The 22,651-nt window shown below is 72.1% G+C and carries 21 protein-coding genes; 9 read left to right on the forward strand and 12 right to left on the reverse strand.

Annotated features, from left to right (window positions below):
• Window positions 1–45 precede the first annotated feature (45 nt).
• The 4 genes from qcrC (at window position 46) to NIE79_RS20400 (ending at window position 4,549) form a co-directional block, all read left to right on the forward strand.
• Window positions 46–882 (forward strand): cytochrome bc1 complex diheme cytochrome c subunit, encoded by an 837-nt coding sequence (gene qcrC / locus NIE79_RS20385; protein ID WP_238680077.1) that lies wholly within the window; start codon window positions 46–48, stop codon window positions 880–882.
• 64 nt (window positions 883–946) lie between these two features.
• Window positions 947–2,035, forward strand: a complete 1,089-nt coding sequence (gene qcrA, locus NIE79_RS20390; protein WP_238680078.1) for a cytochrome bc1 complex Rieske iron-sulfur subunit — start codon at window positions 947–949, stop codon at window positions 2,033–2,035.
• Complete coding sequence (qcrB, locus tag NIE79_RS20395; RefSeq protein WP_238680079.1) at window positions 2,032–3,663, forward strand: cytochrome bc1 complex cytochrome b subunit; 1,632 nt, start codon at window positions 2,032–2,034, stop codon at window positions 3,661–3,663. Before qcrA ends, qcrB begins: the two co-directional genes overlap by 4 nt.
• A gap of 193 nt (window positions 3,664–3,856) precedes the next feature.
• Window positions 3,857–4,549 (forward strand): DUF4142 domain-containing protein, encoded by a 693-nt coding sequence (locus tag NIE79_RS20400; protein WP_238680080.1) that lies wholly within the window; start codon window positions 3,857–3,859, stop codon window positions 4,547–4,549.
• A 104-nt stretch (window positions 4,550–4,653) separates the two neighbouring features.
• Here NIE79_RS20400 and NIE79_RS20405 read toward each other — a convergent pair whose 3' ends face one another.
• From NIE79_RS20405 to NIE79_RS20425, 5 genes are all read right to left on the reverse strand, one after another.
• Entirely contained in the window at window positions 4,654–4,941 is a 288-nt protein-coding gene (locus NIE79_RS20405; protein ID WP_238680081.1) for an Lrp/AsnC family transcriptional regulator, read from the reverse strand.
• Window positions 4,942–5,020: 79 nt separating this feature from the next.
• Window positions 5,021–5,890 carry a nucleotidyltransferase family protein gene (locus NIE79_RS20410; protein WP_238680082.1) on the reverse strand — a complete coding sequence of 290 codons (870 nt, stop codon included), beginning with the start codon at window positions 5,888–5,890 and terminating at the stop codon, window positions 5,021–5,023.
• Entirely contained in the window at window positions 5,887–6,429 is a 543-nt protein-coding gene (locus NIE79_RS20415; RefSeq protein ID WP_238680083.1) for an NUDIX hydrolase, read from the reverse strand. Before NIE79_RS20415 ends, NIE79_RS20410 begins: the two co-directional genes overlap by 4 nt.
• A gap of 53 nt (window positions 6,430–6,482) precedes the next feature.
• Window positions 6,483–8,276 (reverse strand): RelA/SpoT family protein, encoded by a 1,794-nt coding sequence (locus NIE79_RS20420; RefSeq protein ID WP_238680266.1) that lies wholly within the window; start codon window positions 8,274–8,276, stop codon window positions 6,483–6,485.
• Between the two features lie 126 nt (window positions 8,277–8,402).
• Window positions 8,403–10,157, reverse strand: a complete 1,755-nt coding sequence (locus tag NIE79_RS20425) for a DEDD exonuclease domain-containing protein (protein WP_238680084.1) — start codon at window positions 10,155–10,157, stop codon at window positions 8,403–8,405.
• 127 nt (window positions 10,158–10,284) lie between these two features.
• Between NIE79_RS20425 and NIE79_RS20430 the strand changes: the two genes are divergently transcribed.
• Window positions 10,285–11,733 (forward strand): NYN domain-containing protein, encoded by a 1,449-nt coding sequence (locus NIE79_RS20430; RefSeq protein ID WP_238680085.1) that lies wholly within the window; start codon window positions 10,285–10,287, stop codon window positions 11,731–11,733.
• Between the two features lie 90 nt (window positions 11,734–11,823).
• Complete coding sequence (locus NIE79_RS20435) at window positions 11,824–12,543, forward strand: DinB family protein (RefSeq protein ID WP_238680086.1); 720 nt, start codon at window positions 11,824–11,826, stop codon at window positions 12,541–12,543.
• A 36-nt stretch (window positions 12,544–12,579) separates the two neighbouring features.
• Here the strand turns inward: NIE79_RS20435 and NIE79_RS20440 are convergent, their stop codons facing one another.
• Entirely contained in the window at window positions 12,580–13,080 is a 501-nt protein-coding gene (locus NIE79_RS20440; RefSeq protein WP_238680087.1) for a hypothetical protein, read from the reverse strand.
• A 254-nt stretch (window positions 13,081–13,334) separates the two neighbouring features.
• On the opposite strand from NIE79_RS20440, the gene NIE79_RS20445 reads away from it, so the two are divergent.
• From NIE79_RS20445 to NIE79_RS20455, 3 genes are all read left to right on the forward strand, one after another.
• Entirely contained in the window at window positions 13,335–13,553 is a 219-nt protein-coding gene (locus NIE79_RS20445; RefSeq protein ID WP_238680088.1) for a hypothetical protein, read from the forward strand.
• A 102-nt stretch (window positions 13,554–13,655) separates the two neighbouring features.
• Window positions 13,656–14,915, forward strand: a complete 1,260-nt coding sequence (locus NIE79_RS20450; protein ID WP_238680089.1) for a M48 family metalloprotease — start codon at window positions 13,656–13,658, stop codon at window positions 14,913–14,915.
• Complete coding sequence (locus NIE79_RS20455; protein ID WP_238680090.1) at window positions 14,912–16,036, forward strand: glycosyltransferase family 4 protein; 1,125 nt, start codon at window positions 14,912–14,914, stop codon at window positions 16,034–16,036. The genes NIE79_RS20450 and NIE79_RS20455 overlap by 4 nt, the downstream gene beginning before the upstream one ends.
• Before the next feature lie 13 nt (window positions 16,037–16,049).
• On the opposite strand, the gene NIE79_RS20460 is transcribed toward NIE79_RS20455, so the two are convergent.
• From NIE79_RS20460 to NIE79_RS20485, 6 genes are all read right to left on the reverse strand, one after another.
• Window positions 16,050–16,712 (reverse strand): lysophospholipid acyltransferase family protein, encoded by a 663-nt coding sequence (locus NIE79_RS20460; RefSeq protein WP_238680091.1) that lies wholly within the window; start codon window positions 16,710–16,712, stop codon window positions 16,050–16,052.
• 20 nt (window positions 16,713–16,732) lie between these two features.
• A complete protein-coding gene (locus NIE79_RS20465; protein WP_238680092.1) occupies window positions 16,733–17,317 on the reverse strand; it encodes a TetR/AcrR family transcriptional regulator in 585 nt (194 codons plus the stop codon).
• 266 nt (window positions 17,318–17,583) lie between these two features.
• Window positions 17,584–19,242: a putative bifunctional diguanylate cyclase/phosphodiesterase gene (locus NIE79_RS20470; protein ID WP_238680267.1), complete on the reverse strand. Its 1,659-nt coding sequence runs from the start codon at window positions 19,240–19,242 to the stop codon at window positions 17,584–17,586.
• Window positions 19,243–19,321: 79 nt separating this feature from the next.
• Window positions 19,322–20,131: an SAM-dependent methyltransferase gene (locus tag NIE79_RS20475; protein WP_238680268.1), complete on the reverse strand. Its 810-nt coding sequence runs from the start codon at window positions 20,129–20,131 to the stop codon at window positions 19,322–19,324.
• Between the two features lie 142 nt (window positions 20,132–20,273).
• Window positions 20,274–20,942 carry a response regulator transcription factor gene (locus tag NIE79_RS20480; RefSeq protein WP_030337723.1) on the reverse strand — a complete coding sequence of 223 codons (669 nt, stop codon included), beginning with the start codon at window positions 20,940–20,942 and terminating at the stop codon, window positions 20,274–20,276.
• Between the two features lie 7 nt (window positions 20,943–20,949).
• The gene (locus NIE79_RS20485; RefSeq protein ID WP_238680093.1) at window positions 20,950–22,641 is read right to left on the reverse strand and encodes a sensor histidine kinase; all 1,692 of its coding nucleotides are present in this window, start codon (window positions 22,639–22,641) and stop codon (window positions 20,950–20,952) included.
• Between the last annotated feature and the right edge of the window lie 10 nt (window positions 22,642–22,651).

A 22,651-nucleotide genomic window follows, 5' to 3' on the forward strand; every position in this document is an offset into this window, starting at 1 on the left:
TGCTCCGTCCCCTGAGACAGGTCCAACCGGTTAAGGACACCGCTCATGACTTCTGACAACGACCGCCGACGCGGTCTGCTCGCGCGGTTGCGTGAGCGGCCCGCCGCGCGCAGCAGGGGCCGCCGCCGGCTGGGCGCCGCGGTCCGGCTGATCGCCGCGCTGATGCTCGCCGGCGGCGCATACACCGTCTTCGCCCCGGGCGCGCAGGCGCAGGACAACCCGCAGCTGACCGGCGCCGCCGCCGAGGGCAAGGCGCTGTTCGACGTGAGCTGCGTGACCTGCCACGGCCGCAACGCCCAGGGCGTCGAGGGCCGCGGGCCGAGCCTGATCGGCGTCGGCGCGGCATCTGTCGAGTTCCAGGTCAGCTCCGGGCGGATGCCGCTGGCCCGCCAGGAGGCCCAGGCGCACCGCAAGCCCCCGGTCTTCACCGACGAGCAGACCCGTCAGCTGGCCCAGTACATCCAGGAGCTTGGCGGCGGCCCGGTCGTGCCCGAGGGCGACGACCTCCGCGAGGACGGCAACATCGCCTCCGGCGGTGAGCTGTTCCGGATCAACTGCTCGCAGTGCCACGCCTTCGGTGGCGGCGGCGGTGCGCTCTCGTCGGGCAAGTTCGCCCCGAGCCTGCACCCCGCCACCGACCGCCAGATCTACGCGGCGATGTTGAGCGGCCCGCAGAACATGCCGGTGTTCGGCGACAACCAGCTCCGGCCGGAGCAGAAGGCCGACATCATCGCCTACATCCAGGAGACGCTGAAGCACGACCAGGACCCGGGTGGGTTCAACCTCGGGCGGTACGGCCCGTCCACCGAGGGCCTGGCGATCTTCCTGGTTGGCATCGTGGCGCTCGTCTTCGCTAGCCTGTGGATTGCGGGTAAGTCGTGATCGAGCAGGCCATCCGATTCAGTGCTGTGGTGCCGCTCGGCGCCACCCGTAGCGAGGTGACGGCATGAGCACCCACCCCGAGCACCAGGCCCCGGAGGGCCGGGAGCCGCTCGACGTGAACGACCCCAAGCTGACCCGGTTCGACATCGTTCGTGAGGGCGCACGCCGCGACGACATCGAGATCGTCCACTACGAGCCGCAGGTGCTGCCGGGCACCAAGGCGGAGCGTCGGCTGACCCGGGTGGTCGCCGGCTTCTTCCTGCTCACCGGCCTGGCCGCGACCGCCTTCATGGTCATCTACATCGCGTGGCCGTGGAAGTACGAGGCGGGCCGGGGCGGCGACAAGTTCTACACCCCGCTGCTCGGCTTCACCCTCGGCGTGGCGCTGCTCGCCGTCGGCTTCGGCATCCTGACCTGGGGCAAGAAGTTGCTGCCCAAGGAGGTCTCGATCCAGGACCGGCACGAGGGCCAGGTCGACTCCGAAGGCCGCACCATCACCGGCCAGACCATGCTCTACATGGCTGACGAGCTGGGCGTGAAGCGTCGCCCCCTGCTCGGCATCTCGCTGCTGGCCGGTCTCGCGCCGGTCGCCGCGGTCGCCGCGGCCCCGCTGGTCGGCGGCCTGATCTCGCAGCCGCACAAGAACAACCAGATGTTCACCACCGGGTTCGCCACGGCCGAGGGCGGCGAGCGGATCCGCCTGGTCCGCGAGGACGGCCGTCCGGTCCGCCCGGCGGACATCAGCACCGGTGGCCAGCTCACCGTGTTCCCCGGCATCGACCACGGTGTGAGCAACAAGCACGCCGACTCGCCGACGCTGCTGATCCACCTCCGTGACTCGGACGCGCAGGAATCGCGCCGAGCCAACGAGAAGATCGGCCACGGCGACTACATGTGGGGCAACTACGCGGCGTTCTCCAAGATCTGCACGCACGCGGGATGCCCGGCCAGCCTGTACGAGCAGCAGACCAACCGGCTGCTCTGCCCGTGCCACCAGTCCCAGTTCCTGATCACCGACAACGCCCGGCCAGTCTTCGGCCCCGCCAGCCGGCGGCTGCCGCAGCTGCCGATCGAGGTGGACTCCGAGGGCTTCTTCGTGGCGAAGTCCGACTACACCGAGACCGTCGGGCCTGATTTCTGGGAGCGGCCATGAAGCGTCGAAAGTTTGACCTTGCGGCGACGCCGGGCAAGGCCGCGGTGGGAGTGGACGACCGCTTCCAGGTGGCCACCCCGCTGCGCAAGCTGCTGAACAAGGTCTTCCCGGACCACTGGTCCTTCCTGCTCGGCGAGATCGCGCTGTTCTCGTTCGTCGTGCTGCTGTTGACAGGTGTGTTCCTCACCTTCTTCTACGAGCCGGCGATGACCGAGGTGGTCTACGACGGCAGCTTCGCGCCGTTGCAGGGCACCCCGATGTCCGCCGCGTACGCCTCCAGCCTGGACATCTCGTTCGACGTCCGCGGCGGTCTGGTGATGCGGCAGATGCACCACTGGGCGGCGCTGCTGTTCATGGCCGCGATCGTCGTGCACATGCTGCGCGTCTTCTTCACCGGCGCCTTCCGCAAGCCGCGCGAGACCAACTGGATCATCGGCTCGCTGCTGTTCTGGGTCGGCTTCCTGGCCGGCTTCACCGGCTACTCGCTGCCGGACGACGGCCTGTCCGGCACCGGCCTGCGGATCGCCTCGGCGATCATGTTGTCCATCCCGGTGATCGGCTCCTGGGTCACCTCGTCGATCTTCGGCGGCGAGTTCCCGGGCACGATCATCATCAGCCGGTTCTTCATCGCCCACGTGCTGCTCATCCCGGGTCTGCTGGTCGCGCTGATCAGCGTCCACCTGGGTCTGGTCTTCAAGCAGAAGCACACCCAGTGGCCCGGCCCCGGCCGGACCAACAACAACGTGGTCGGCGAGCGGATGTTCCCGCGGTACGCGCTGAAGCAGGGCGGCTTCTTCATGGTCGTCTTCGGCGTCATCGCGCTGATGGGCGGTCTGTTCCAGATCAACCCGATCTGGTTGTTCGGCCCGTACGAGGCGTGGGTGGTCTCGGCCGCCAGCCAGCCCGACTGGTACGTCATGTTCCTCGACGGGTCGACCCGACTCATGCCGGCCTGGGAAATCAACATCCCGCTCGGCGACGGGTACGTCATCCCGCCGCTGTTCTGGCCGACGGTCGTGCTGCCCGGCATCCTGGTGGGCCTGTCGACGATGTACCCGTTCCTGGAAGCCCGGCACCTCAAGGACCGCAAGAGCCACAACCTGCTCGAGCGTCCGCGGGACGCCCCGGCCCGGACCGCCGTCGGCGCCATGGCCGTCTCGTTCTACATCGTGCTGACGCTCTCCGGCGCCAACGACGTGATCGCTGACAAGTTCCAGATCAGCTTGAACGCGATGACCTGGGCGGGCCGGATCGGCCTGCTGGTGGTCCCGCCGCTGGCGTACTACGTCACGTACCGGCTCTGCCTGGGTCTGCAGCAGCACGACCGGGAGGTGCTCGCGCACGGCGTGGAGACCGGCATCATCCGGCGCCTGCCCGACGGCCGGTTCGTCGAGGTGCACCAGCCGCTCAGCGCGTCCAACGGGCACGCGGACGGTCACGGTCAGCTCGACTACGTCGGCTGGGTGGTGCCCAAGAAGATGAACCGGCTGGGGGCCCTCGGCCCGGCCATCCGGGGTTTCTTCTACCCGATCGAGAAGCCGGTCGAGGCGCCGGTCTCGCCGGGGCACCCGCCGGTCGAGGCCCGACCCGAGCGCGAGGAGATCGGCAGCGGCGAGAGCCGCCGCTGACCGCCCAATCGCACAGTTACGGGGCGCCCGCCGGATTCCGGTGGGCGCCCCGTCGTATTCACACCCGACGACCCATCCGACCAGGAGTCGGACGGCCCTGATGGGACCGGTCGACCCCGCGCGACAGGCGATCGCAGGAATAACCCCGGTGAGCCGGGTATCCGTGCGGTCCAACGTCTCAAGGGGGGGAAGCATGTTGGGTATCAAACGCCTCGGCCTGTTGGCCGCGCTGGTACTGGTCGGTGTCGCGCCGGCTGCGGCCGCGCAGGCCGCGGCACAGCCGTCAACGCAGGACACCCAGTACCTGCAGGCGGTACACCAGGTCAACCTGTTCGAGATCACCGCTGGTGACCTGGCTCAGCAGAAGGGTCAGGACCAGGGGGTCAAGGACCTGGGCGCAATGCTGAAGACCGACCACACCCAGCTGGACCAGACGGTGCAGCAGACCGCGTCGCAGCTCGGGGTGGAACTGCCGAACGAGCCCAGCGCCGATCAGCAGGCGGTCATCGACAAGCTGAACAACGCCAGCGGTGCGGAGTTCGACCGGCTCTGGGTGACCAGTGAGCTGGCCGGCCACGTCCAGGCCATCCAGGCCACCCAGACGGAGATCTCGCAGGGCTCCGAGCAGTCGGTGGTCCAGTTGGCGCAGACGGCGCTTCCGACGCTGCAGACGCACTACGACGAGTTGGTGGCGCTCGCCAACAAGCTCGGCATCCCGGTTCCGCAGACCAGCGCCAGCGGTACGCCCAGCCCGGGCGGCACCGGCACTGAGTCGCCGGCTCCGGGCGGCACTGTCACCGAGTCGCCGGCTCCGGGCGGCACCGGCACCGAGTCGCCGGCTCCGGGCGGCGGCAGCACCGAGGTACCGGCTCCCAGCGAGAGCTGACGTAGCCACAGCAGACGGCCGGTCCACCCAACGGGGTGGGCCGGCCGCCCTGTGCGCGCTACGCGCCGCCGTGCGGCCGACGCGGGCCCGGAACGGCGAGGGGGTCAGTCGGCGCTGGCCAGACCGATCGCGAACGCCTCCTCCAGGTCGTGCTGGGAGTACGCCCGGAAGGCGATGTGCGACTCGGTGTTGAGCACGCCTTCGACCTTGGAGATGCTGCCCGCGATGACCTGGGCGATCTGGTCGAACTCGCGGACCCGGACGATGGCGATGAGGTCGACGTGCCCGGCCACCGAGTAGACCTCGCTGACACCGGGAAGGTTGGCCAGGTTCTCCGCCACCTCGGGGATCGCATCGGTGGCGCAGTCGATCAGCACGATCGCGGTGATCACGGGGCATTTCTCCGTTCGTCGGCGTCGTCGCCCATGCTAGATGTTCCGGCCCGGGACCGGAGGCGGGAGCCGTCGGGGCTCAGCCCTGGGCGGGGCACGGCACTGTCAGGTCGCTCCCGGCCCGGATCACGTTCCGCAGCCGCTCGTCGGCCCGTACCGTCGCGCCCGGCCACACCACGGTGCGGGACACGTCGCCGTCCACCCGGGCGCCCGCGCCGACGACCGACTCCACGCAGCGGCCGGTCACCGTCGCGGACTCCTCGACGAGAACGCCGCCGGCCGCGGCGTGCAGGTTGGCCGCCAGGTAGTCGGCCGGGGTGCCGGTGTCGAAGAAGATGCCCGGGTAGGGCACCACGGCCAGGGCGCCCTCCGCCTCGGCCGGACGCCAGACGGCGCGGACCAGGTCGGAGAAGACGACCGGCAGGTCCCGGACCAGCCGCCAGGGCAGCAGCGAGAAACCGGTGAAGCAGTGCCCGGCGAAGGTGCCCGGCGCCGCCGGGTCCGCGGCGGGCTGGCCGAGCAGGCGAACGGTGCGCCCGTCCCAGCCGTCGAGCAGGGCGGCGACGTCCGGGCCCGGGGGAGCGGCCGGATCGGCGAGGTACGCGTCGGCGTTGCCGACCAGAACCGGCCGCCCGTCGATCCAGTCCCGCAGGTTGGCCACCCCGCCTGCGGTACCCAGTGGGTCGCCCGGCTCCACCGACAGGTGGGCGCTGTCGCCGACGTGCGCCACCACCTGGTCGCCGAGGTAGCAGGCGTTCACCGCGACCCGGTCGGGACCGGTCAGGCCCAGGCCGGCCAGCCGCGCCAACGCCCGGTCCAGCAGGGGTACGTTGCCCACCGGGCAGAGCGCCTTGGGCACCCGTTCGGTGAGCGGGCGCAGCCGCGTGCCCTCGCCGGCGGCCAGCACCACAGCGCACAGCTCCGCCGGCACACCGGCCGCGACGGTCACGGAGTGTCGTCGGGCACCGGCGGCGGGAACTGCCCGGCCAGCGGCCCGATGTCGTAGTAGGCGAGCAGCCGGGCCGTCGGCCAGGTCAGCTTGGGCAAATCGTCCAGGGGATGCCAGGCCGCCTCGAAGACCTCCCCGCCGTCGACGGTCAGCTCGGTGCTGGACGCCGGCACCTCGGCCTCGAAGACCATGTCCACCCAGCCCTTGGCGTGCACGATCGCGTTCGGCATCGCCGGGCGGAGTCGGGACGGTGGGAGCCGGACGCCGGACTCCTCGAACAGCTCACGGGCCGCGCCCACCACCGGGGCCTCGCCCCGGTTGAGCAGGCCGGCGGGGAGTGACCAACCCTTGCCGGGAGGCTGGCGCAGCATGAGCAACCGACCCGCGCCCGTCGCCTCGCTGTCCCGGACCAGGGTCACCGCGCCGACGATGTACTTGGGCACGACCAGCCGGACCAGACGCCGACGCACCGGCAGCGGCAGCCGGTAGAAGGCCTGGTAGAAGAGGGCCCGACCGGTGGCGCGGGAGCGGGGGATCATGACTCCAGGCTAGTGGTCACGAATGTCCTTCGGACGCGCTGGGGCCCGCCGGGTCACTGTCGATGGTCGACCAGGTCGATGAGCTGGCGAACCACGGTGTCCGGTTCGATCACCCGGTCGAAGACCGCGACCAGGAGGGTCTCCAGGTCGGGATAGCCCAACTCCTCGGAGAGGCGCAGCAGCGGCAGGTCACTGGCGAGGCCCCGGTTGTGCTGGCGCAGGGCGAGCCCGATGGTGGCCCGACCGAGGCGCACCTTGTCACTGATCGTGATGCCCGGTTCGGTGTGCTCGGCGAACCACCGGTTGATCTGCATCTGCGCGTGCGGTGACTTGACGAAGGTCAGCCACTCCCGCCGGGGGCCGCGCGGCGCCACACCGGCCTCGAAGCCGTTGTCGCCGTCGTTCTCGGTGAAGATCTCCACCACGTCGCCCTCGTCCAGCTCCGAACTGAGCGGGGCGAGCCGACCGTTGATGCGTGTGGCGAGGCAGTGGTCGCCCCGGTCGTTGCCCAGCTCGTACGCGAGGTCGACGGGCGTGGCACCGGCCGGCAGCACCACCTGCCGTCCGTCGGCGAAGACCTGGATCTGCCCCTCGGCCAGGTCGCAGCGCAGCGACTCGTAGAACTGTGCCGGGTCGGCGGCGTCCGGCTCCCAGTCGAGCACCCGGCGCAGCCAGTCCAACTGCTCGGCACGGGCCGCCGCGCTGCCACGCCCCGATTGGGGGAAACGGAAGTCGGCGGCGATGCCGTACTCGGCCGAGCGGTGCATCTCCTCGGTGCGGATCAGCACCTCCACAGTGCGGTCCTGGGGGCCGCAGACGCTGGTGTGCAGCGAACGGTAGAGGTTGTTCTTCGGTGAGGCGATGAAGTCCTTGAAACGGCCGGCCACCGGTCGCCAGGTGCCGTGGATGGCGCCCAGCGCGGCGTAACAGTCGGTGGCCGGGCCGTCGACCACCACCACGATGCGGGGCAGGTCGTACGGGGCGGTGTGGCCGCCGGCGATGGTGTCCTTCCAGATCGAGTAGAGGTGCCGGGGACGGGGGCTCACCTCGGCGTCGACCCGGCTGCGGCGCAGCGCCACCCTCGTCCGGGTGACCACCGAGTCGAGGTACGAATCCCAGCCCGGCCGATCGTGCACGTGCCGGGCCAGCCGGGCGTGCTCGTCGGGCTCAAGGTGCAGCAGCACAACGTCGTCCAGCTCGCGTTTGAGGGTCTGGATGCCCAGCCGGTCACAGAGCGGGACCAGCACCTCCTGCGTCTTGCGGGCGATCCGTTCCCGCGACGACGCCGAGCGCACCCCGAGCGTGCGCATGTTGTGCAGCCGGTCGGCCAGCTTGATGATCAGCACCCGGACGTCCTTGGCGGCCGCGACGATCATCTTGCGGACCGTCTCCGCCTCGGCGGCCTTGCCGTAGAACGCCTTGTCGAACTTGGTCACCCCGTCGACCAGGTGGGCCACCTCGCCGCCGAAGTCCTCGGAGAGCGCCTGGAGGGTGTAGCGGGTGTCCTCCACGGTGTCGTGCAGCAGCGCCGCGACCAGGGTGGTGGTGTCCATCCCCAGCTCGGCACAGATCTGCGCCACCGCGAGGGGATGGGTGATGTACGGTTCCCCGCTCTTGCGGAACTGCCCGCGGTGCATGTTCTCCGCGATCGTGTAGGCACGGCGCAGCACAGCGGGGTCGGTGCCGGCGTGGATGCCCCGGTGGGTGCGGACCAGTTGGGTGACCGGGTCCGAGTCGGTGGTTGGCCAGCTGAGCAGCGACCGCAGCCGGCGGGCGAGCGGCAGCTCACCCGGCTGTGTCGGCAGGGCGCCCCCCAGGGCGGCGCCGTGTCCGGCGTCGACGTCCACGAGGGACACCTCCTCACCCCGGCTCCGCATCGCCGGACCCCGGCGGGGGAGCAGGCCCACGAATCGGGCAGGACTGCACTTCTCTAACAGCCTAAGCGAGTCGACGTAGTCCGATCGGTCAGTTGGTCATGAGCGTTCGGTCGAGAGTTGGTGGGACGCGCCGCCCTCGGCCTTCGCCAGCAGGTCACGGAACCGCGCCGCGCCACTCGCCGGAGAGGACCAACCGGAGGACATCTCGACGAGTCGGGTCTCCGGTCGCTCCAACCAGGACAGGATCCGCTCGGACTCCTCGGCGGTGGCGGCCGGCACCGGGCCGTGCCCGCCCGACACCGTCTCGGCGGTGGCCCGGATCGTGGTCAAGGTGGGTCGCGGGTGCACGCCCGGCGGGGACACCCCCGCGCCGGCCAGCCGGCCGTGCCGGACCAGCGCCAACTCCCAGCCGCCCCGGGCGGCCGGCCGGGCCGCTGCCAACTCGACGATCCCGGTCAGCGCGGCCAGCCGCTGCATCCGCACTGTGGCCCGCAGCACGGCGGCCAGCCGGGACCGCACCACTGCGGCCTCCTCGTAGCGCTGGTCACGGGAGAGCACGTCGATCCGCGCGAGCAGCGCGTCCACCACCGGCTGGGGGTCGCTGGCCGTCGCGGTGCGGAACGGCGCGGCGGCGCTGTCGTCGTACTCCTCGGGGGTGATCTTGTGTTCGCAGGGCGCCGGGCAGCGACCCAACTCGGCCAGCGCGCAGGCCGGCGTGACGGTACGCAGCGAGAGCCGGTGCGTGCACTGGCGCAGCGGCACCGCGTCGTGGAAACCGGCGGCGGCCAGCTCGGCGGCCCGCCGGGAGGTGAACGGCCCGAGGTACGCGGTGTCGGTGGGGGAGAGGTCGCGGACGATCGACAGCCGAGGGTACGGACCGTCGGTCAGCTTGAGCCAGACCATGCGTTCCGGGTATTTGGACCGGCGGTTGTACGGCGGGGCGTGCGCGGCGATCAACCGCAGCTCACGGACCTCCGCCTCCAACGAGTGGGCGCACTCCACCGCCTCGACCCGCTCGGCCGCGCCCAGCATCTCGGAGATCCGGGCACGCTTCTCGCCCGCGGTGAAGTAGCTGCGCACCCGGGTGGCGATGTCGACGGAGGTGCCCACGTAGAGCGGCCGGTCGTCGGCGGCCCGGAAGATGTAGACCCCCGGGACCTTGGGCAACCCCTCGGCCAGGTGCCGTTTGCGGCGCTGGGTCGGGGTGACCGCGCGGGCGAACTCGATGGCGTCGCCGATCGTGTCCACCCGGTGCCCGCCCAGGCGGCCGATCAGCCCGTGCAGCACGTCGACGGTGGCCTTCGCGTCGTCCAACGCCCGGTGGGTCGGCTGGGTGGCCGTGCGGAAGTAGGCGGCCAGGGTGCCCAGCTTGCGGTTGGGCACCTCGTCGCGGGTCAGCACCCGGCGGGCGAGCGCCGCAGTGTCCAGCACCCGGGGGTTGGGCCAGCGGTAGCCGTGCTTGGCGCAGGCGGCCTTGAGGAAGCCCACGTCGTACGGGGCGTTGTGGGCCACCAGCACCGCGTCGTCGATGAATTCCAGGAAGCTCGGCAGCACCTGCTCGATCGGTGGCGCCGGCACCAGCATGGCCTGGGTGATGCCGGTCAGCACTGTGATGAACGGCGGAATCGGCTGGCCCGGGTTGACCAGTGTCGCGAGCACCCCCAACTGCTCGCCGCCGCGAACCTTGACCGCGCCGATCTCGGTGATGCCGCCGCCGTCCGGCGCGCCGCCGGTGGTCTCCAGGTCGACCACCACGAAGGTGGTCGCGTAGAGCGGCAGCGCCGGGTCCACCCCACCCACCGCCGGGTCGAGACCGGCCAGTGACTCCTGGACGTACTCCGCCTGTGCCATCGGCGGCACGCTAGCGCCACGGTCCGACACTCCCGTCGCAGCGGTCCCATCCGTCACCATGGGGCTAGGATGAGAGATCGGCTCACTCACAGGGCGGTGGGCCCGGTCGCGGTGGGAGACTTGCCACATGCCCCTCACCGAGCCGTACGACGACCACCTCCCGCAGGAGGATCCGGTCGCGCTCGACGGGGCCCTGGGCAACCCGGACGACAACGTAGTCAACGACACATCTGGCGCATCGGGCCCGACGGGCGACGGCCCCGCCGCCGAGCCGGAGCCGACCCTGCCCGAGCCGGTTCGGCAGCGGATCGTGACGCTGACCGCCGCGGTGCTGCCCACCCTCCCCACCGACGAGGTCCCGGTGCCGTTGCGCCGGGTGGCCAAGTTCGCCCCCAACCGGCGCGCCCGGCTCGGCGCGCCCGTCATCGCCGCTCAGCTCACCGCCGACCCGCTGTTCCGGCAGCGGGTCACCGCGCGGGTCCTGACCGACGCCGGTGACCTCGGCGCGGCAGTGGTCGAGGGCACCGCGCCGGCCGCCGCCGACCCGGTCGAGGTGGCCGCGCTGGCCTACCTGGCCCGGCCCCGTGGTTGGCGGGAGCTGATCGACGCCAGCGGCGCGGCAGTGCGCGCCGAAGCGGACAGCGCCGTCGTCGCCGAGTTGGTCCGCGAGGCCGAGCAGCGGGCCACCCGGGCCGAGCACGACCGGGCGGTGGCCCGGGTCGAGGCCGAGAAGCTCCGCGACGAGCTGGCCCGCGTCCGCGAGGAGCTGGGCCAGCTGCGCGAGGAGTCCCGACAGGTGGCCCGCACCCTGCGGGAGACCCAGGCCCGCGAGCGGAAGGCCACCGAGCTGCTGGCCACCGAGCGCGGCCGGGCCGCCCGCGCCAGCGCCGACGTGGACGCCGAACTCCGCCGCGCCCGGGCCCGGCTGGCCGAGGCCGAGGCCACCGCCGGGGTTGCCCGGGCCAGCGCCAAGGAGGCGCGCTCGGTCGACGACGCCCGGCTCTGGCTGCTCCTGGAGACCATCGGCCAGGCCGCCGTCGGGCTGCGCCGGGAGCTGGCGCTCGACCCGGTGGACAAGCTCCCCGCCGACTTCGTCGCCGACGCCTTCGCCGAGCAGCCGGGCACCGCCCCGGCCGGCCCCGCCGCCCGCGCCCGGGACACCGACGACCCGGCCCGGCTCGACCAACTGCTCGCCCTGCCCCGGGCGCACCTCGTGGTGGACGGCTACAACGTCACCAAGCGTGGCTTCGGCGAGATGTCCCTGGAGCAACAGCGCAAACGCCTGATCACCGGGCTGGGCGGGATCGCCGCGCAGACCGGCGACGAGGTCACTGTGGTCTTCGACGGCGCCGAGCGGATGCACGGGCTGCCGCCAGCGCCGCGCGGCGTACGGGTGCTCTTCTCCCGCAAGGGTGAGACCGCCGACGAGCTGATCCGGCGACTGGTGCGCGCCGAGCCGGGGGGCCGGCCGGTGGTGGTGGTCTCGTCGGACCGCGAGGTCGCCGACGGGGTACGCCGGCACGGGGCGTACCCGCTGGGCGCGGACTCGCTGCTACGGCGGCTCGCCCGATCCTGAGCCGACCTGGTCTGTCCGGCTGTCGTACCCGAGCGCTAGCGTCGTCGCTGTCGCTGTCGCTGTCGCTGTCGCTGTCGGGAGGGAGTCGCCATGGCACAGGACGACGTCAAGGTCTTCGTCGACCGGGACCTGCGGGGTGCCCGGTTCAACAGGTCGACGCTGGCTGGTGCGGTGATGCGCGGCGTCGATGTGGATGCTCTGGACATCGACGCGCCGTGGCTGGCCGAGGGCACGTTCCTGATCAACGGCGTCGATGTCGTGCCGCTGGTCGAGGCCGAGCTCAACAGACGATTTCCGGGGCGCGATCTCCGACAGGCCAAGGATCCGGACGACCTCCGCGTGGCGTGGGCGGCACTCGAACGGGCCTGGGCGGCGGCGGTCGAGCGGGCTGTGTCCATGCCCGAGGGTGCTGTCGACGTCTCGATCGACGGGGAGTGGTCGTTCGCGCAGACACTGCGCCACCTCGCGTTCGCCGCCGACACCTGGCTGGGCAAGGCGATCCTGCGCCTGCCGCAACCCTTCCATCCGCTCGGGCAACCACACGCCGAGTACGAGACGGAGGGCTTCGACATGTCGATCTTCGCCGTCGAGCAGCCGACGTTCGCCGCGACCCTGGAGCTGCGGGCCGAGCGGCAGGCGATGGTGCGCGACTTTCTCGCAGCAGTCACGCCGGCCCTGCTCGCCGAGACACGGCCGGCCGCATGGTGGCCCGAGAAGCAGGTGTCCGTCCTGCACTGCCTTCACGTGATCTTCGACGAGGAGTGGCAGCACCTCCGCTTCGCCGTGCGTGACCTCGACGCACAGGGCTGAGATCTCGCCCCCGACGGCCGCTCGGGCCGTGGTCGGTCAGGTGCTCGGTAGTCGCCGGGCCAGCTCACGACGCAGTGCGTCGGGGCCCGGCGTCATCCAGGTGAGCCGGACGACCAACTCGTGGGGGCCGCGTCCGGGAGTCGACCACTGCCCGGGTCGCATGGGGGGCCGGGTCTGCTCCGGGTCGAGTGGCCTGACCACCAGCCGTGGGTCCAGGCGGCCTCGCACCTGGGCGCTGGCAATGTTGACCCAGTCGATGCTGAGTCCGGTCCCGTTCGGTCCGCTCAGGTGCAGCGTCTCGTCGGTCAACCGCAGCGGCAGACGAGGCTGACGGCGCAGCTGCCAGTTGGTGGTCAGCGCGACGATGGCGCCGATCATGCCGAATCGCAGCAGCACCTGCCACCACACCTCGTCGAACACCGTTGTGTAGAAGGCCAGGAGAGCCGCGGCGCCCAGCACAGCGAGGACCATGGCGCGGCGGTGTCGGCGCGGGGAGTACCGGAAGTCCATGACGGACGACGCACCGAGATCGGCCATCGTCGCTCAGTGCCCGGGTGACCGATCGACCAAACGACGCCTCTCCCTCGCTTGGTCGACACGAGTTCCTTGATGTCGGGGTTCCGGCCGGGTGGGATACCCCGATTTCGCTGACCTGGAGTGGATCTAGCCCTGAAACGGGCGGTCGGACGGGGTTCCTGTCGTACCCGGTGGTTAGTGTCGATGTCACCGACGGTGCCCGGTCGGCGACGGCAAGAGTCGCCCCGGGCACCGCGAGCCGATCAGGAGGTGTGATGCTCATCGACTGCGACGGGTGCGCGAGGCGGGCCGACGGCTGTCCCGGCTGCCCGCTGACCGCCCTGTTCGACGAGACGTCCCCGGCGGCCGGGTTGGTCGGCGCCGAGGTCGAGGCCATCGAGGTGTTCGCCCGGGCCGGCTTCGACGTGGAGGTTCTGGCCGCGCCCACCCGCCCGGAGGCGGCTCGCCCTCGTGCCACCCGCCGCGTCGCCTGAGCGCGACACCGTGCCCGGAAGCGGGCTTCTCGCGGGCCATAGGATGAGCGGTCACGGCGGGAGGAGCGGCGCGATGAACGGGGACCAACGGGTGGTGACGCGGTGACCCCGCGCGGCTGGGCGCTGCTGACCCTGGCCGGGCTGACCATCGCGTTGGTCCTGCTGGCCGCGCTGCTGATCCCGTGGCACCGCCCGCCGGCACCCCGGGCCGACCAGCTCGCCGCGCTGGGTGACCTGCCGGCCGAGCAGGTGGCAAAGGGTCGGGAGTTCCGGGCCGCGCTGCGCCCCGGCAGCTACTCCGCGCTCGCCGTGGGGCTGCTGATCGCCCTCGCGCTCGGGTTGACCCCGCTGGGCAGTCGCCTGGTCGAGCTGGTGGGCAGGCCGTTCGGTGGGCACTGGGCCGCGCAGGCGGTGCTCGGCGGGCTGGCGGTGGTGCTCGTCGCCGACCTGGTGACGCTCCCGTTCGCCGCCTGGCGGCAGAGCGTGCTCACCCGCTACGGGTTGAGCACCAACGGTTGGAGCGGCTGGGCGGTCGACCTGCTCAAGTCGTACGCGGTCAGTGCGGTGATCGGCGCGGTGGCGCTGTTCGGCTTCTACGCGGTCATCCGGCTCGCGCCGCGCTGGTGGTGGGCGTTCGGCGCAGCCGGCGCCGCGGTGCTGGTGGTGCTGCTGTCGTTCGTGCTGCCGGTGCTGGTGGAGCCGGTGTTCAACCGGTTCACCCCGATGGAGCAGGGCCCGTTGCGCACCGAGCTGATGAGCATGGCCGCCCGTGACGGGGTGCCGGTGCGTGACGTGCTGGTCGCCGACGCCTCCCGGCGCACCAGGGCGGTCAACGCGTACGTCTCGGGTCTCGGGCCGACCCGACGGGTGGTCGTCTACGACACGCTGCTGAGCGAGGCGACCCCGGCCGAGGTGACAGCCGTCGTGGCGCACGAGTTGGGGCACGCGAAGGACTCCGACGTGGCGGCCGGCACGCTGACCGGGGCGCTGGGCGCCGCGGCGGCGGTGGTGGCGCTCTACCTGCTCGGCTCGTGGGGGCCTCTGCTGCGGCTGGCCGGTGTCGACTCGGTGGCCCAACCGCGCGCGTTCCCGCTGCTGGTCGCCCTGGTCACTGTGGCAGGGCTTGTTGCCGCGCCGGTGCAGGCGTTGATGTCCCGACGGGTGGAGGCGCGGGCCGACGCGCACGCGCTCGCGCTCACCAACGACCCGGAGTCCTTCGAGTCGATGCAGCGTCGGCTCGGCTCGGTCAACCTCGGCGACCCCGACCCGCCCCGCTGGGAATACCTCTATTCGGCCTCACACCCGTCCACAGTGGAGCGGATGGCCGCCGCCCGCGCGTACGCCCGGGAGGTCGGCCGATGAGCCGTACCCTGCTGATCACCAATGACTTTCCGCCCCGCCCGGGTGGCATCCAGTCGTTCGTGCACAACCTCGCGGTCCGTCAACCGGCCGGCTCGGTTGTCGTCTACGCGTCGAGCTGGCGGGGGGCCGCGAAGTTCGACGCCGACCAGCCGTTCGAGGTGATCCGGGAGCGCACCCGGGTGCTGTTGCCCACCCCGTTGATCGCCCGCAGGGCGGCCCGGTTGGCGCGCGCGTACGACTGCGACACCGTGTGGTTCGGCGCGGCGGCCCCGTTGGGTCTGCTCGCGGCCGGTCTGCGACGTCGGGCCGGCATTCGTCGGGTGGTGGCGCAGACCCACGGCCACGAGGTCGGTTGGGCGGCGGTGCCGGCCGCCCGGCCGGCGCTGCGGCGCATCGGTCGGGGTGTCGACGTGACCACCTATCTCGGCGAGTACACCCGTACCCGGTTGGCCCGAGTGCTGGACGGCGTGACCGATCTACGTCGTCTCGCGCCCGGGGTCGACGTGGACACCTACCACCCGAGCGTGGACGGTGAACAGGTCCGGGCCCGGCTCGGGTTGACCGACCGTCCGGTGGTCGTCTGTGTGTCCCGGCTGGTGCCGCGTAAGGGCCAGGACACCCTGATCCGGGCCCTGCCGGAGATCCGTCGCCGGGTGCCCGACGCGGCGCTGCTGATCGTCGGTGGCGGGCCGTACCGGGCGACCCTGGAAAAGCTGGCCCGCCAGACCGGCGTGGAACGGGACGTGGTGTTCACCGGTACGGTGCCGTCGGTCGAGTTGCCGGCGCACTACGCGGCGGGCGACGTCTACGCGATGCCGTGCCGCACCCGCAACCGTGGCCTCGACGTCGAAGGGCTGGGCATCGTCTACCTGGAGGCATCCGCGACCGGCCTGCCGGTGGTGGCCGGTGACTCCGGGGGCGCACCGGACGCGGTCCGGGAGGGGGAGACCGGCTACGTCGTGCGCGGCCGGGACGTCGCCCAACTCGCCGACCGGGTCGCCCAGCTGCTCGCCGACCGGGACCTGGCCCGTCAGCTGGGCGCTGCCGGCCGGGCGTGGGTGGAACGGGAGTGGCGCTGGGAGGCGCAGGCGGAACGCATGGCGGCACTGCTCGCCGGCTGATCGCCGCCCGCGTTCAGCTCTCCCGGGCGGGCGCGTAACGCGGCACGTACTCCTGGCCCGTGAGCTGCTGGATCGCCGCCATCACCTCGTCGGTGACCGTCCGGATATCACGCGGCCCGTCGATCCGGTCGGCGACCGGGATCGGCGGGCCGAACCGCAGGGTGACCGGGTGTCGACGGGGCAGCCGCGCGTCGACCGGCAGCACCTCGGCGGTGCCGAGCACGCCGACCGGGATGATCGGCACCTCGGCGTCGCGGGCCAGCCGGGTCATCCCGACCCGGCCCCGGTAGAGCCGCCCGTCCGGGGAGCGGGTGCCCTCCGGGTAGACGGCGACCAGGCCGCCGGCGCGCAGCACCGGTATGGCGGCGTCGAGGGCGCGCAGGGCGGCCCGGCCGTCGGCGCGGTCGACCGGGATGGCGCCCATGCCGGCGACGATCCGCCGGTTGAGCCAGCCGCCCGGACCCCGCCCGTTGAAGTACTCGACCTTCGCCCAGAAGGTGACGTGTCGGGGCGTCGAGGCGACGAGGAACAACTCGTCGGCGACGGACAGGTGATTGCCGGCGAGGATCGCGCCGCCGTGTCGGGGCAGATGCTCCAGCCCTTCCACCCGGGGTCGCCAGCCAAACCGCAGCGCGGTGCGGACGGTCAGCTTGGTGACGTCGTACAGCAGGGGCACGTGTCCTCCGGGGTCGAGTTTCAGGCGGGCGCGGGGCCGAGGTGGGCCTCCAACGCGGCGCGCAGCAGGGCGTCGTCGTCGGTGGCGCCGGTGGCCAGCGGCAGGCTGCCCCAGGCCCAGAGTTGGGCGATGCCGTGCAGGTTCGCCCAGAGCGCGCCGGCCAGCACCGCCGCCGGCGCGTCGGTGGGCCGGCGTGCCTGCGCCACCAGGTCGGCCACGACGGCGAACAGCGGCAGGCTCGTCTCGCGCAGCCGCAGCCGGCCGCTGTCCAGCAGGTCGTGGCGGAACATCAGCTCGAACATGCCGCGGTGGGCCGCCGCGAAGTCCAGGTACGTCCGGGCCAGCGCGGTCAATCGGGTACGCGGGTCCGGATCGACGTCACGCAACGTCCGCTCGACCTGTGTGGTGAGGTCGGCGAAGCCCTCCCGGGCGATGGCGGAGAGCAGGTCGACGTGGGTGGGGAAGTAGCGGCGCGGCGCGCCGTGCGAGACCCCGGCACGACGGGCGATCTCCCGCAGCGACACCGCGGACTGGCCCTCGCGCAGCACCAGGTCCACCCCGGTGGCCACCAGCCGCGCCCGCAGCCCGGTCTCGTCCGCGTCCATAGACAGTGTCTACCAGACGCCCGTAGACGGTGTCTACCGGCTCAACCGCCGACCATCCTGTCGCGGTTTGCCGGGCACGCCGTGATCAGCGTGATGCCTGTACGGCATCGTGATGACTCACAGGCATCACGCTCAACGGAGGGACCGACCCGAACCCACCCCGCGCCGCCGGATGTCTTCGATCAGCCCGCTCGACCCGCAACCCGCCGAGCCGAGGTGGCGCCGGGGGTAACCGGGGGAGGTGCCGTGAAGTGGGCCTGGGCGGTTCAGCGGATGCGGGCCAGGATGCGATCGGCGGGGGCCGGGCGGCCGAAGTGCCAGCCCTGGGCTGCGTCGCAGCCGATCGCGCGTAGCCGCTCGGCCTGCCCGGCGGTCTCCACCCCTTCGGCGGTGACTGTCAGGTCCAGCGCGTGCGCCAGCGAGACCAGCGAGGCGAGGATCCGCTCGTCGGTGCGGCCGACGGAGGGCGACCGCAGCCCGGCCACGAACTCCCCGGCCACCTTCAGTTCGGTCACCGGCAGGTCCCGCAGGTACGCCAGGTTGCTGTAGCCGGTGCCGAAGTCGTCGATGGCGATGCGTACCCCGAGGTCGGCTAGGACCCGCAGGGCGCGGACCGGCTCCTCGGCGGTGCTCATCATCGTGCTCTCGGTGATCTCCAGTTGGAGCCGTTCCGGTGGCAGGCCGGTCTGCCGCAGCAGCGCGCGGACCTCCTGCACCAACCCGGGCCGGTGCACCTGTCGTACGGCCAGGTTGACGCTGACGAACGGCGCGGCGGCACCCCCTGCCGACCACGCCTCGGCCTCGCGGCACGCCTCGGCCAGCACCCAACCGCCCAACTGGACGATCAGGCCGGTCTCCTCGGCCAACCCGATGAAGCTGTCCGGGCGCAGCACCCCCAACTCGGGATGCCGCCAACGGACCAGCGCCTCCACGCCGACCAGGCTGCCGTCGCGCAGTGAGGTCAGCGGCTGGTAGTCGAGGTAGAACTCGCCCCGCTCCAACGCCGCCGGAATGGCCGCGGAGAGCGCGTAGCGGGCCAGTTCACGTTGGTTGCGCTCGGCGTCGTAGAGCGCCCAGCGCGCCCCACCGGCGGACTTCGCCCAGTGCAGGGTGCTGTCGGCGGCCCGCATCAGGTCAGTGGGGTTGGCCCCGGCCACCTGGCGCTCGACGATGCCGATGCTCGCCGAGATCTGCAGCTCGTGCCCGTCGACCAGTGCCGGCGTGCGTACCGCGGCGAGCGCGGTCTCGGCCACCGCCACCATGTCGTCGGTGCCCCCGGTGCGTTCCACCAGGATGACGAACTCGTCGCCGCCGAGCCGGGCCACCAGGTGCTCGCCCATGGCCTTGCGCAGCCGTTCGGCCACAATGGCCAGCAGCAGGTCACCGATCTGGTGCCCCAGTGTGTCATTGACCACCTTGAAGCGGTCCAGGTCCAGGAAACACACCCCGACCCGCTGCGCGCCCCGGCCCGGCTCGTTGAGCGCGGCGGCGAGGCGTTCGGTGAACAGCGTCCGGTTGGGTAGGCCGGTGAGCGGGTCGTGGGTGGCCTGATGCCGGAACCGGGCCTCGCTGGCCCGCAGCGCCCGCTCGGCCTGGGTGCGGGCGCGCATGGCGGCGCGGCGGATCGATTCCTGCTCGTCGAGCGTCCGGTCGCGCAACGCCCGGGCGTAACCGGTCGCCACGGCCGCCAGCAGCCGGGCCATCCGGTCCTCGACGTCCTCGGCCACCAACCCCAGGTCGCGCACCAGGCGGAGCTGGATGACCTCGACGGTACGACCCAGCCCCTCGGCGGACGCGATGTGCGCGGCGACCAGTTCGGCGCCGACCCGGTGCCCGGCCCGCAGGTCGAACGGCTCGGTGAGCAAGGCCCCGGCCAGTTGCCCGGTGAGCCGGTCCAGCAGGGACTCCAACTGGGCCTGGGTCATCGGTAGGTAGCTGGTGCCGGAGACCGCCTTCGCCCAGGCCCGGGCGAACGTCCCCGGGTAGGGGGTCGCCCCGGGCGACTCAGCCACCGAGGCGCCCGACGCCGCCCATGAAGACCGCGCGCTCGGCGTCCTCCGCGCTCTCCGGGGTGTCGGGCCGCCACTGAGGTACCCAGACCACGCCGGGGTCGAGCAGCTCGAAGCCGTCGAAGAGCGCGGTCAGCTCGGCGCGGCTGCGCACTGACAGCGGGTTGTCGGTGCGCCGGTAGACCCGCTCCGCCTCGGCGCGTTCGTCCTCGCTGCGACCGTCGTCGCTGGCCTGCGACAGCACCAGGAAGCTGCCGGGCGCCAACGCGTCCCGCAGGGTCCGCAGCAGCTCCGCCGGCCGGTCGTCGTCGGAGACGAAGTGCAGGACAGCCACCACCATCACGGCCACCGGTTGGCTCAGGTCGAGCAGCTTGCGGACGTCCGGATGGGCCAGGATCGCCTCCGGGTTGCGCAGGTCCTCCTGCACGACCACGGCCTGCTCGTTGCCGGCGAGGATCTCGCGGCTGTGCGCCACCGCCACCGGGTCGACGTCTACATAGACCACTCGCGACTGCGGGTCGAGCTGCTGGGCGATCTCGTGCACGTTGCCGACGGTGGGGATGCCCGAACCGATGTCCAGGAACTGCCGGATCCCGGCGTCGGCGAGGTGGTGCACGGCCCGGCGCAGGAAAGCCCTGTTGGCCTGGGCCATCAACGGCGCCTCGGGCACTGCGGCGACCATCGCCTGCGCCGCTGCCCGGTCGGCCGCGAAGTTGTGCGAGCCGCCGAGGTAGTAGTCGTACATCCGCGCGACGCTCGGGCGCTCGATGTCGATGGTGTCGGGTGCCCAGTCCGGCCGCTGCATGCGTTTCACCCCTCGAATCCGCGATGCGAGCATCGTCGCCCGCGCGGGTATTGTGCACCCGCCACGCACGCCAGACCATAGCGCGCCGAAGGTTGCCCGCCGACGTCGGTCGCATCGTCCCGCTCGACGAGCGGGAGACCTGTCAGAACTTCGGCGCGTCCGGTGCCTCGAGCAGGCCGAGCCGGAGTGCGGTCATCAGGGCCTGAGCCCGGTTGGCCGCGCCGAGCTTCTCGTAGAGCTTCGAGATGTGCGTCTTCGCCGTGGACTCGCTGACGAACAGCTGCTTGGCGATGCCCGCCACGCTCATGCCGTCGGCGAGCAGCCGCAGCACCTGCCCCTCCCGGGGGGACAACTGCGGACCGGACGGGGCGAGCCGACGCTTCATCGCCTCGGCCAGGTCAGCGGCGGTGAACGCGCTGGGGGAGGAGGCGGCGTGCCGTGCGGCGGCCACCACCTCGTCGGCCGGGGCGGTCTTCGGCACGAAGGCGCTGGCGCCGGCCTCCAGGGCCCCGAAGAGCTGGTCGTCACCGGCGTACATGGTCAGCACCACGATGCCCATCGACGCGCTGGACTTGCGCAGTGCGCGGGTGGCCTCCAGGCCGCTGCCGTCGGGCAGCCGCAGATCCATGATCACCACGTCCGGCTGCAAGGCGCCGGCCTGGCGTACCCCCTCCGCCGCCGTGGCCGCCTCACCGACGACCTCGAACTGGCGGTCGCGCTCGAAGGCGTGCCGCAAACCCTTGCGAATCAGGTCATGATCGTCGACAAGGAGGACCTTGGTACGGGTGGCCGGTATCGGACTTGTGGTCATCCTCGGGTTACTCCCCTTCTGGTGCTGCGCTGCCGCGCACGTTATCGCGCCGGGCCGAGGTGCCGAGAACCACCGCCACAGTCGTGCCGCTGGGTTGCCGCGGCCTGATCTCCAACCGGCCCCGGATACGTTCCGCCCTCTCGGCCATGATCGCAAGACCGTACCGCCCGTCCGGGCGCTGGTCAGCCATCCCCTGACCGTCATCCGACACTTCTATTTGCGCGTACGGGGGGTCGATCTCACACGTGACCCACAAATTCGACGCCCCGGCGTGCTTGCGCGCGTTGGTCACCGCCTCCTGCGCGATGCGCAGCAACTCGGCCTCGGTGGCGGCCGGCAGCCGGGCGGTGGACTCGTCCAGCGAGAGGTGCACCCGCAGCCCGCCGGACGCGCCCACTGTGCGGGCGTACTCGGCGATCGCCGCGGCCAACCCACCCTGCCGGTCCACCTCGCTGCGCAGCTCGAAGAGGCTCAGCCGCAGCTCCTGGATCACCCGGGTCACCTCGGCGCGCAGCGTACGCAGGGCCTCAGCGGTCTCGTCGGCGTCGTCGAAGACGGTGGCCAGGGCGTTGTCGATGCCGTAGCCGACCATCACCAGCTCCTGGGCCACCCCGTCGTGGATCTCCCGGGCCAGCCGCTGCCGCTCCTCGTTGGTGGCCAGCGAGCGCACCTCGTCGAAGAGCAGCGCCGCCTCCAGCCGCAGCGCGGCCGGGCGGGTCAGCGCTGTCACCCGGGACACCACCGGTGGCGGGTACGCCTGCGCGACGTCGGCCTCCAGCACCACCAGGCCCACGGTGCGCACCCCGGCGACCAGCGGAATGATCAGCGCGGACACGTCGCCGCCGCGGTGCGAACGGGACTGTGACCGGGCGGCAGTGGTGGCCTGCTGGGTGGCCCAGGCGTCGGCGATCGCCGAGTCCGCGTCCAGCGTCGTCTCCCAGTCCACCCGGTCGACGCCGGCCTGGGCGAGCACCACGAGCCGACCTCCGCCGCTGGCCGACAGCACCGCGCCCCGGTCCGCGCGGGCCACTGTGCGCAGCTCCTCGATCAGGTGCTCGGAGATGCCGCCCGGGTCCAGGGTCGCCCCGGGCAGTTGCCGGGCCACAGTGCGCAGCTGGGTCAGCAGCCGGGTGGCCTCGGCGTACGGCTGGGGTTTGCCCTCACCGCGGACCGCCATCACCCGGTGCAGCGTGCCGGCGGCGTAGAGCCCCAGCGCGGCCAGGATCAGCCACTGCGCGCAGACCGCGAGGTAACCCAGCTGACCGAGCTGGGGCTCACCGTCGACCCGGGTCAGCGCGCCGCTGAGCAGCAGGGTGGCGGCGGTGGCCACGAGCAGCGCGGCGCCCTCCGGGAAGCGGCGGCGCAGCGCGGTGACGGTCACCGGCACCGCCAGGTAGGGCAGCACCGCCGACGCGCCCAGGCCGTCGACAGTGCCGCCGATGGACGCCACCGCGGCGACGTGGCTCGCGGCCAGCCCCAGTACCACCACCTCGGCCACCCGGCCCAGCGAGCCGACCAGCCGGTGCTGCGGTGCGAGCAGCGACGGCAGCCCGGCCACCGCCAGCAGCGCGATCCACCACAGCTGGGTGACGTCGCGGGTGGCGAACAGGGTCAGGACGGCGACCAGCGCCAGCATCACCAGGCGGGCGGCCGCGGCGAGGGGATGAGGGTGCGGTGCGGTGGCTGTGGATGCGGGCACGTGACGGATG

It is taken from the genome of Micromonospora trifolii (genome assembly GCF_022229005.1).
In the GTDB taxonomy this organism is placed as follows: domain Bacteria; phylum Actinomycetota; class Actinomycetes; order Mycobacteriales; family Micromonosporaceae; genus Micromonospora; species Micromonospora trifolii.

What these genes read in the sequence shown, in the direction of transcription:
- qcrC (WP_238680077.1), top strand. Translation starts at nt 46, where the DNA reads ATGACTTCTGACAACGACCGCCGACGCGGTCTGCTCGCGCGGTTGCGT.
- qcrA (WP_238680078.1), top strand. Translation starts at nt 947, where the DNA reads ATGAGCACCCACCCCGAGCACCAGGCCCCGGAGGGCCGGGAGCCGCTC.
- qcrB (WP_238680079.1), top strand. Translation starts at nt 2,032, where the DNA reads ATGAAGCGTCGAAAGTTTGACCTTGCGGCGACGCCGGGCAAGGCCGCG.
- NIE79_RS20400 (WP_238680080.1), top strand. Translation starts at nt 3,857, where the DNA reads ATGTTGGGTATCAAACGCCTCGGCCTGTTGGCCGCGCTGGTACTGGTC.
- NIE79_RS20415 (WP_238680083.1), bottom strand. Translation starts at nt 6,429, where the DNA reads ATGATCCCCCGCTCCCGCGCCACCGGTCGGGCCCTCTTCTACCAGGCC.
- NIE79_RS20425 (WP_238680084.1), bottom strand. Translation starts at nt 10,157, where the DNA reads ATGGCACAGGCGGAGTACGTCCAGGAGTCACTGGCCGGTCTCGACCCG.
- NIE79_RS20430 (WP_238680085.1), top strand. Translation starts at nt 10,285, where the DNA reads ATGCCCCTCACCGAGCCGTACGACGACCACCTCCCGCAGGAGGATCCG.
- NIE79_RS20435 (WP_238680086.1), top strand. Translation starts at nt 11,824, where the DNA reads ATGGCACAGGACGACGTCAAGGTCTTCGTCGACCGGGACCTGCGGGGT.
- NIE79_RS20440 (WP_238680087.1), bottom strand. Translation starts at nt 13,080, where the DNA reads ATGGCCGATCTCGGTGCGTCGTCCGTCATGGACTTCCGGTACTCCCCG.
- NIE79_RS20445 (WP_238680088.1), top strand. Translation starts at nt 13,335, where the DNA reads ATGCTCATCGACTGCGACGGGTGCGCGAGGCGGGCCGACGGCTGTCCC.
- NIE79_RS20455 (WP_238680090.1), top strand. Translation starts at nt 14,912, where the DNA reads ATGAGCCGTACCCTGCTGATCACCAATGACTTTCCGCCCCGCCCGGGT.
- NIE79_RS20465 (WP_238680092.1), bottom strand. Translation starts at nt 17,317, where the DNA reads ATGGACGCGGACGAGACCGGGCTGCGGGCGCGGCTGGTGGCCACCGGG.
- NIE79_RS20470 (WP_238680267.1), bottom strand. Translation starts at nt 19,242, where the DNA reads ATGACCCAGGCCCAGTTGGAGTCCCTGCTGGACCGGCTCACCGGGCAA.
- NIE79_RS20475 (WP_238680268.1), bottom strand. Translation starts at nt 20,131, where the DNA reads ATGCAGCGGCCGGACTGGGCACCCGACACCATCGACATCGAGCGCCCG.
- NIE79_RS20480 (WP_030337723.1), bottom strand. Translation starts at nt 20,942, where the DNA reads ATGACCACAAGTCCGATACCGGCCACCCGTACCAAGGTCCTCCTTGTC.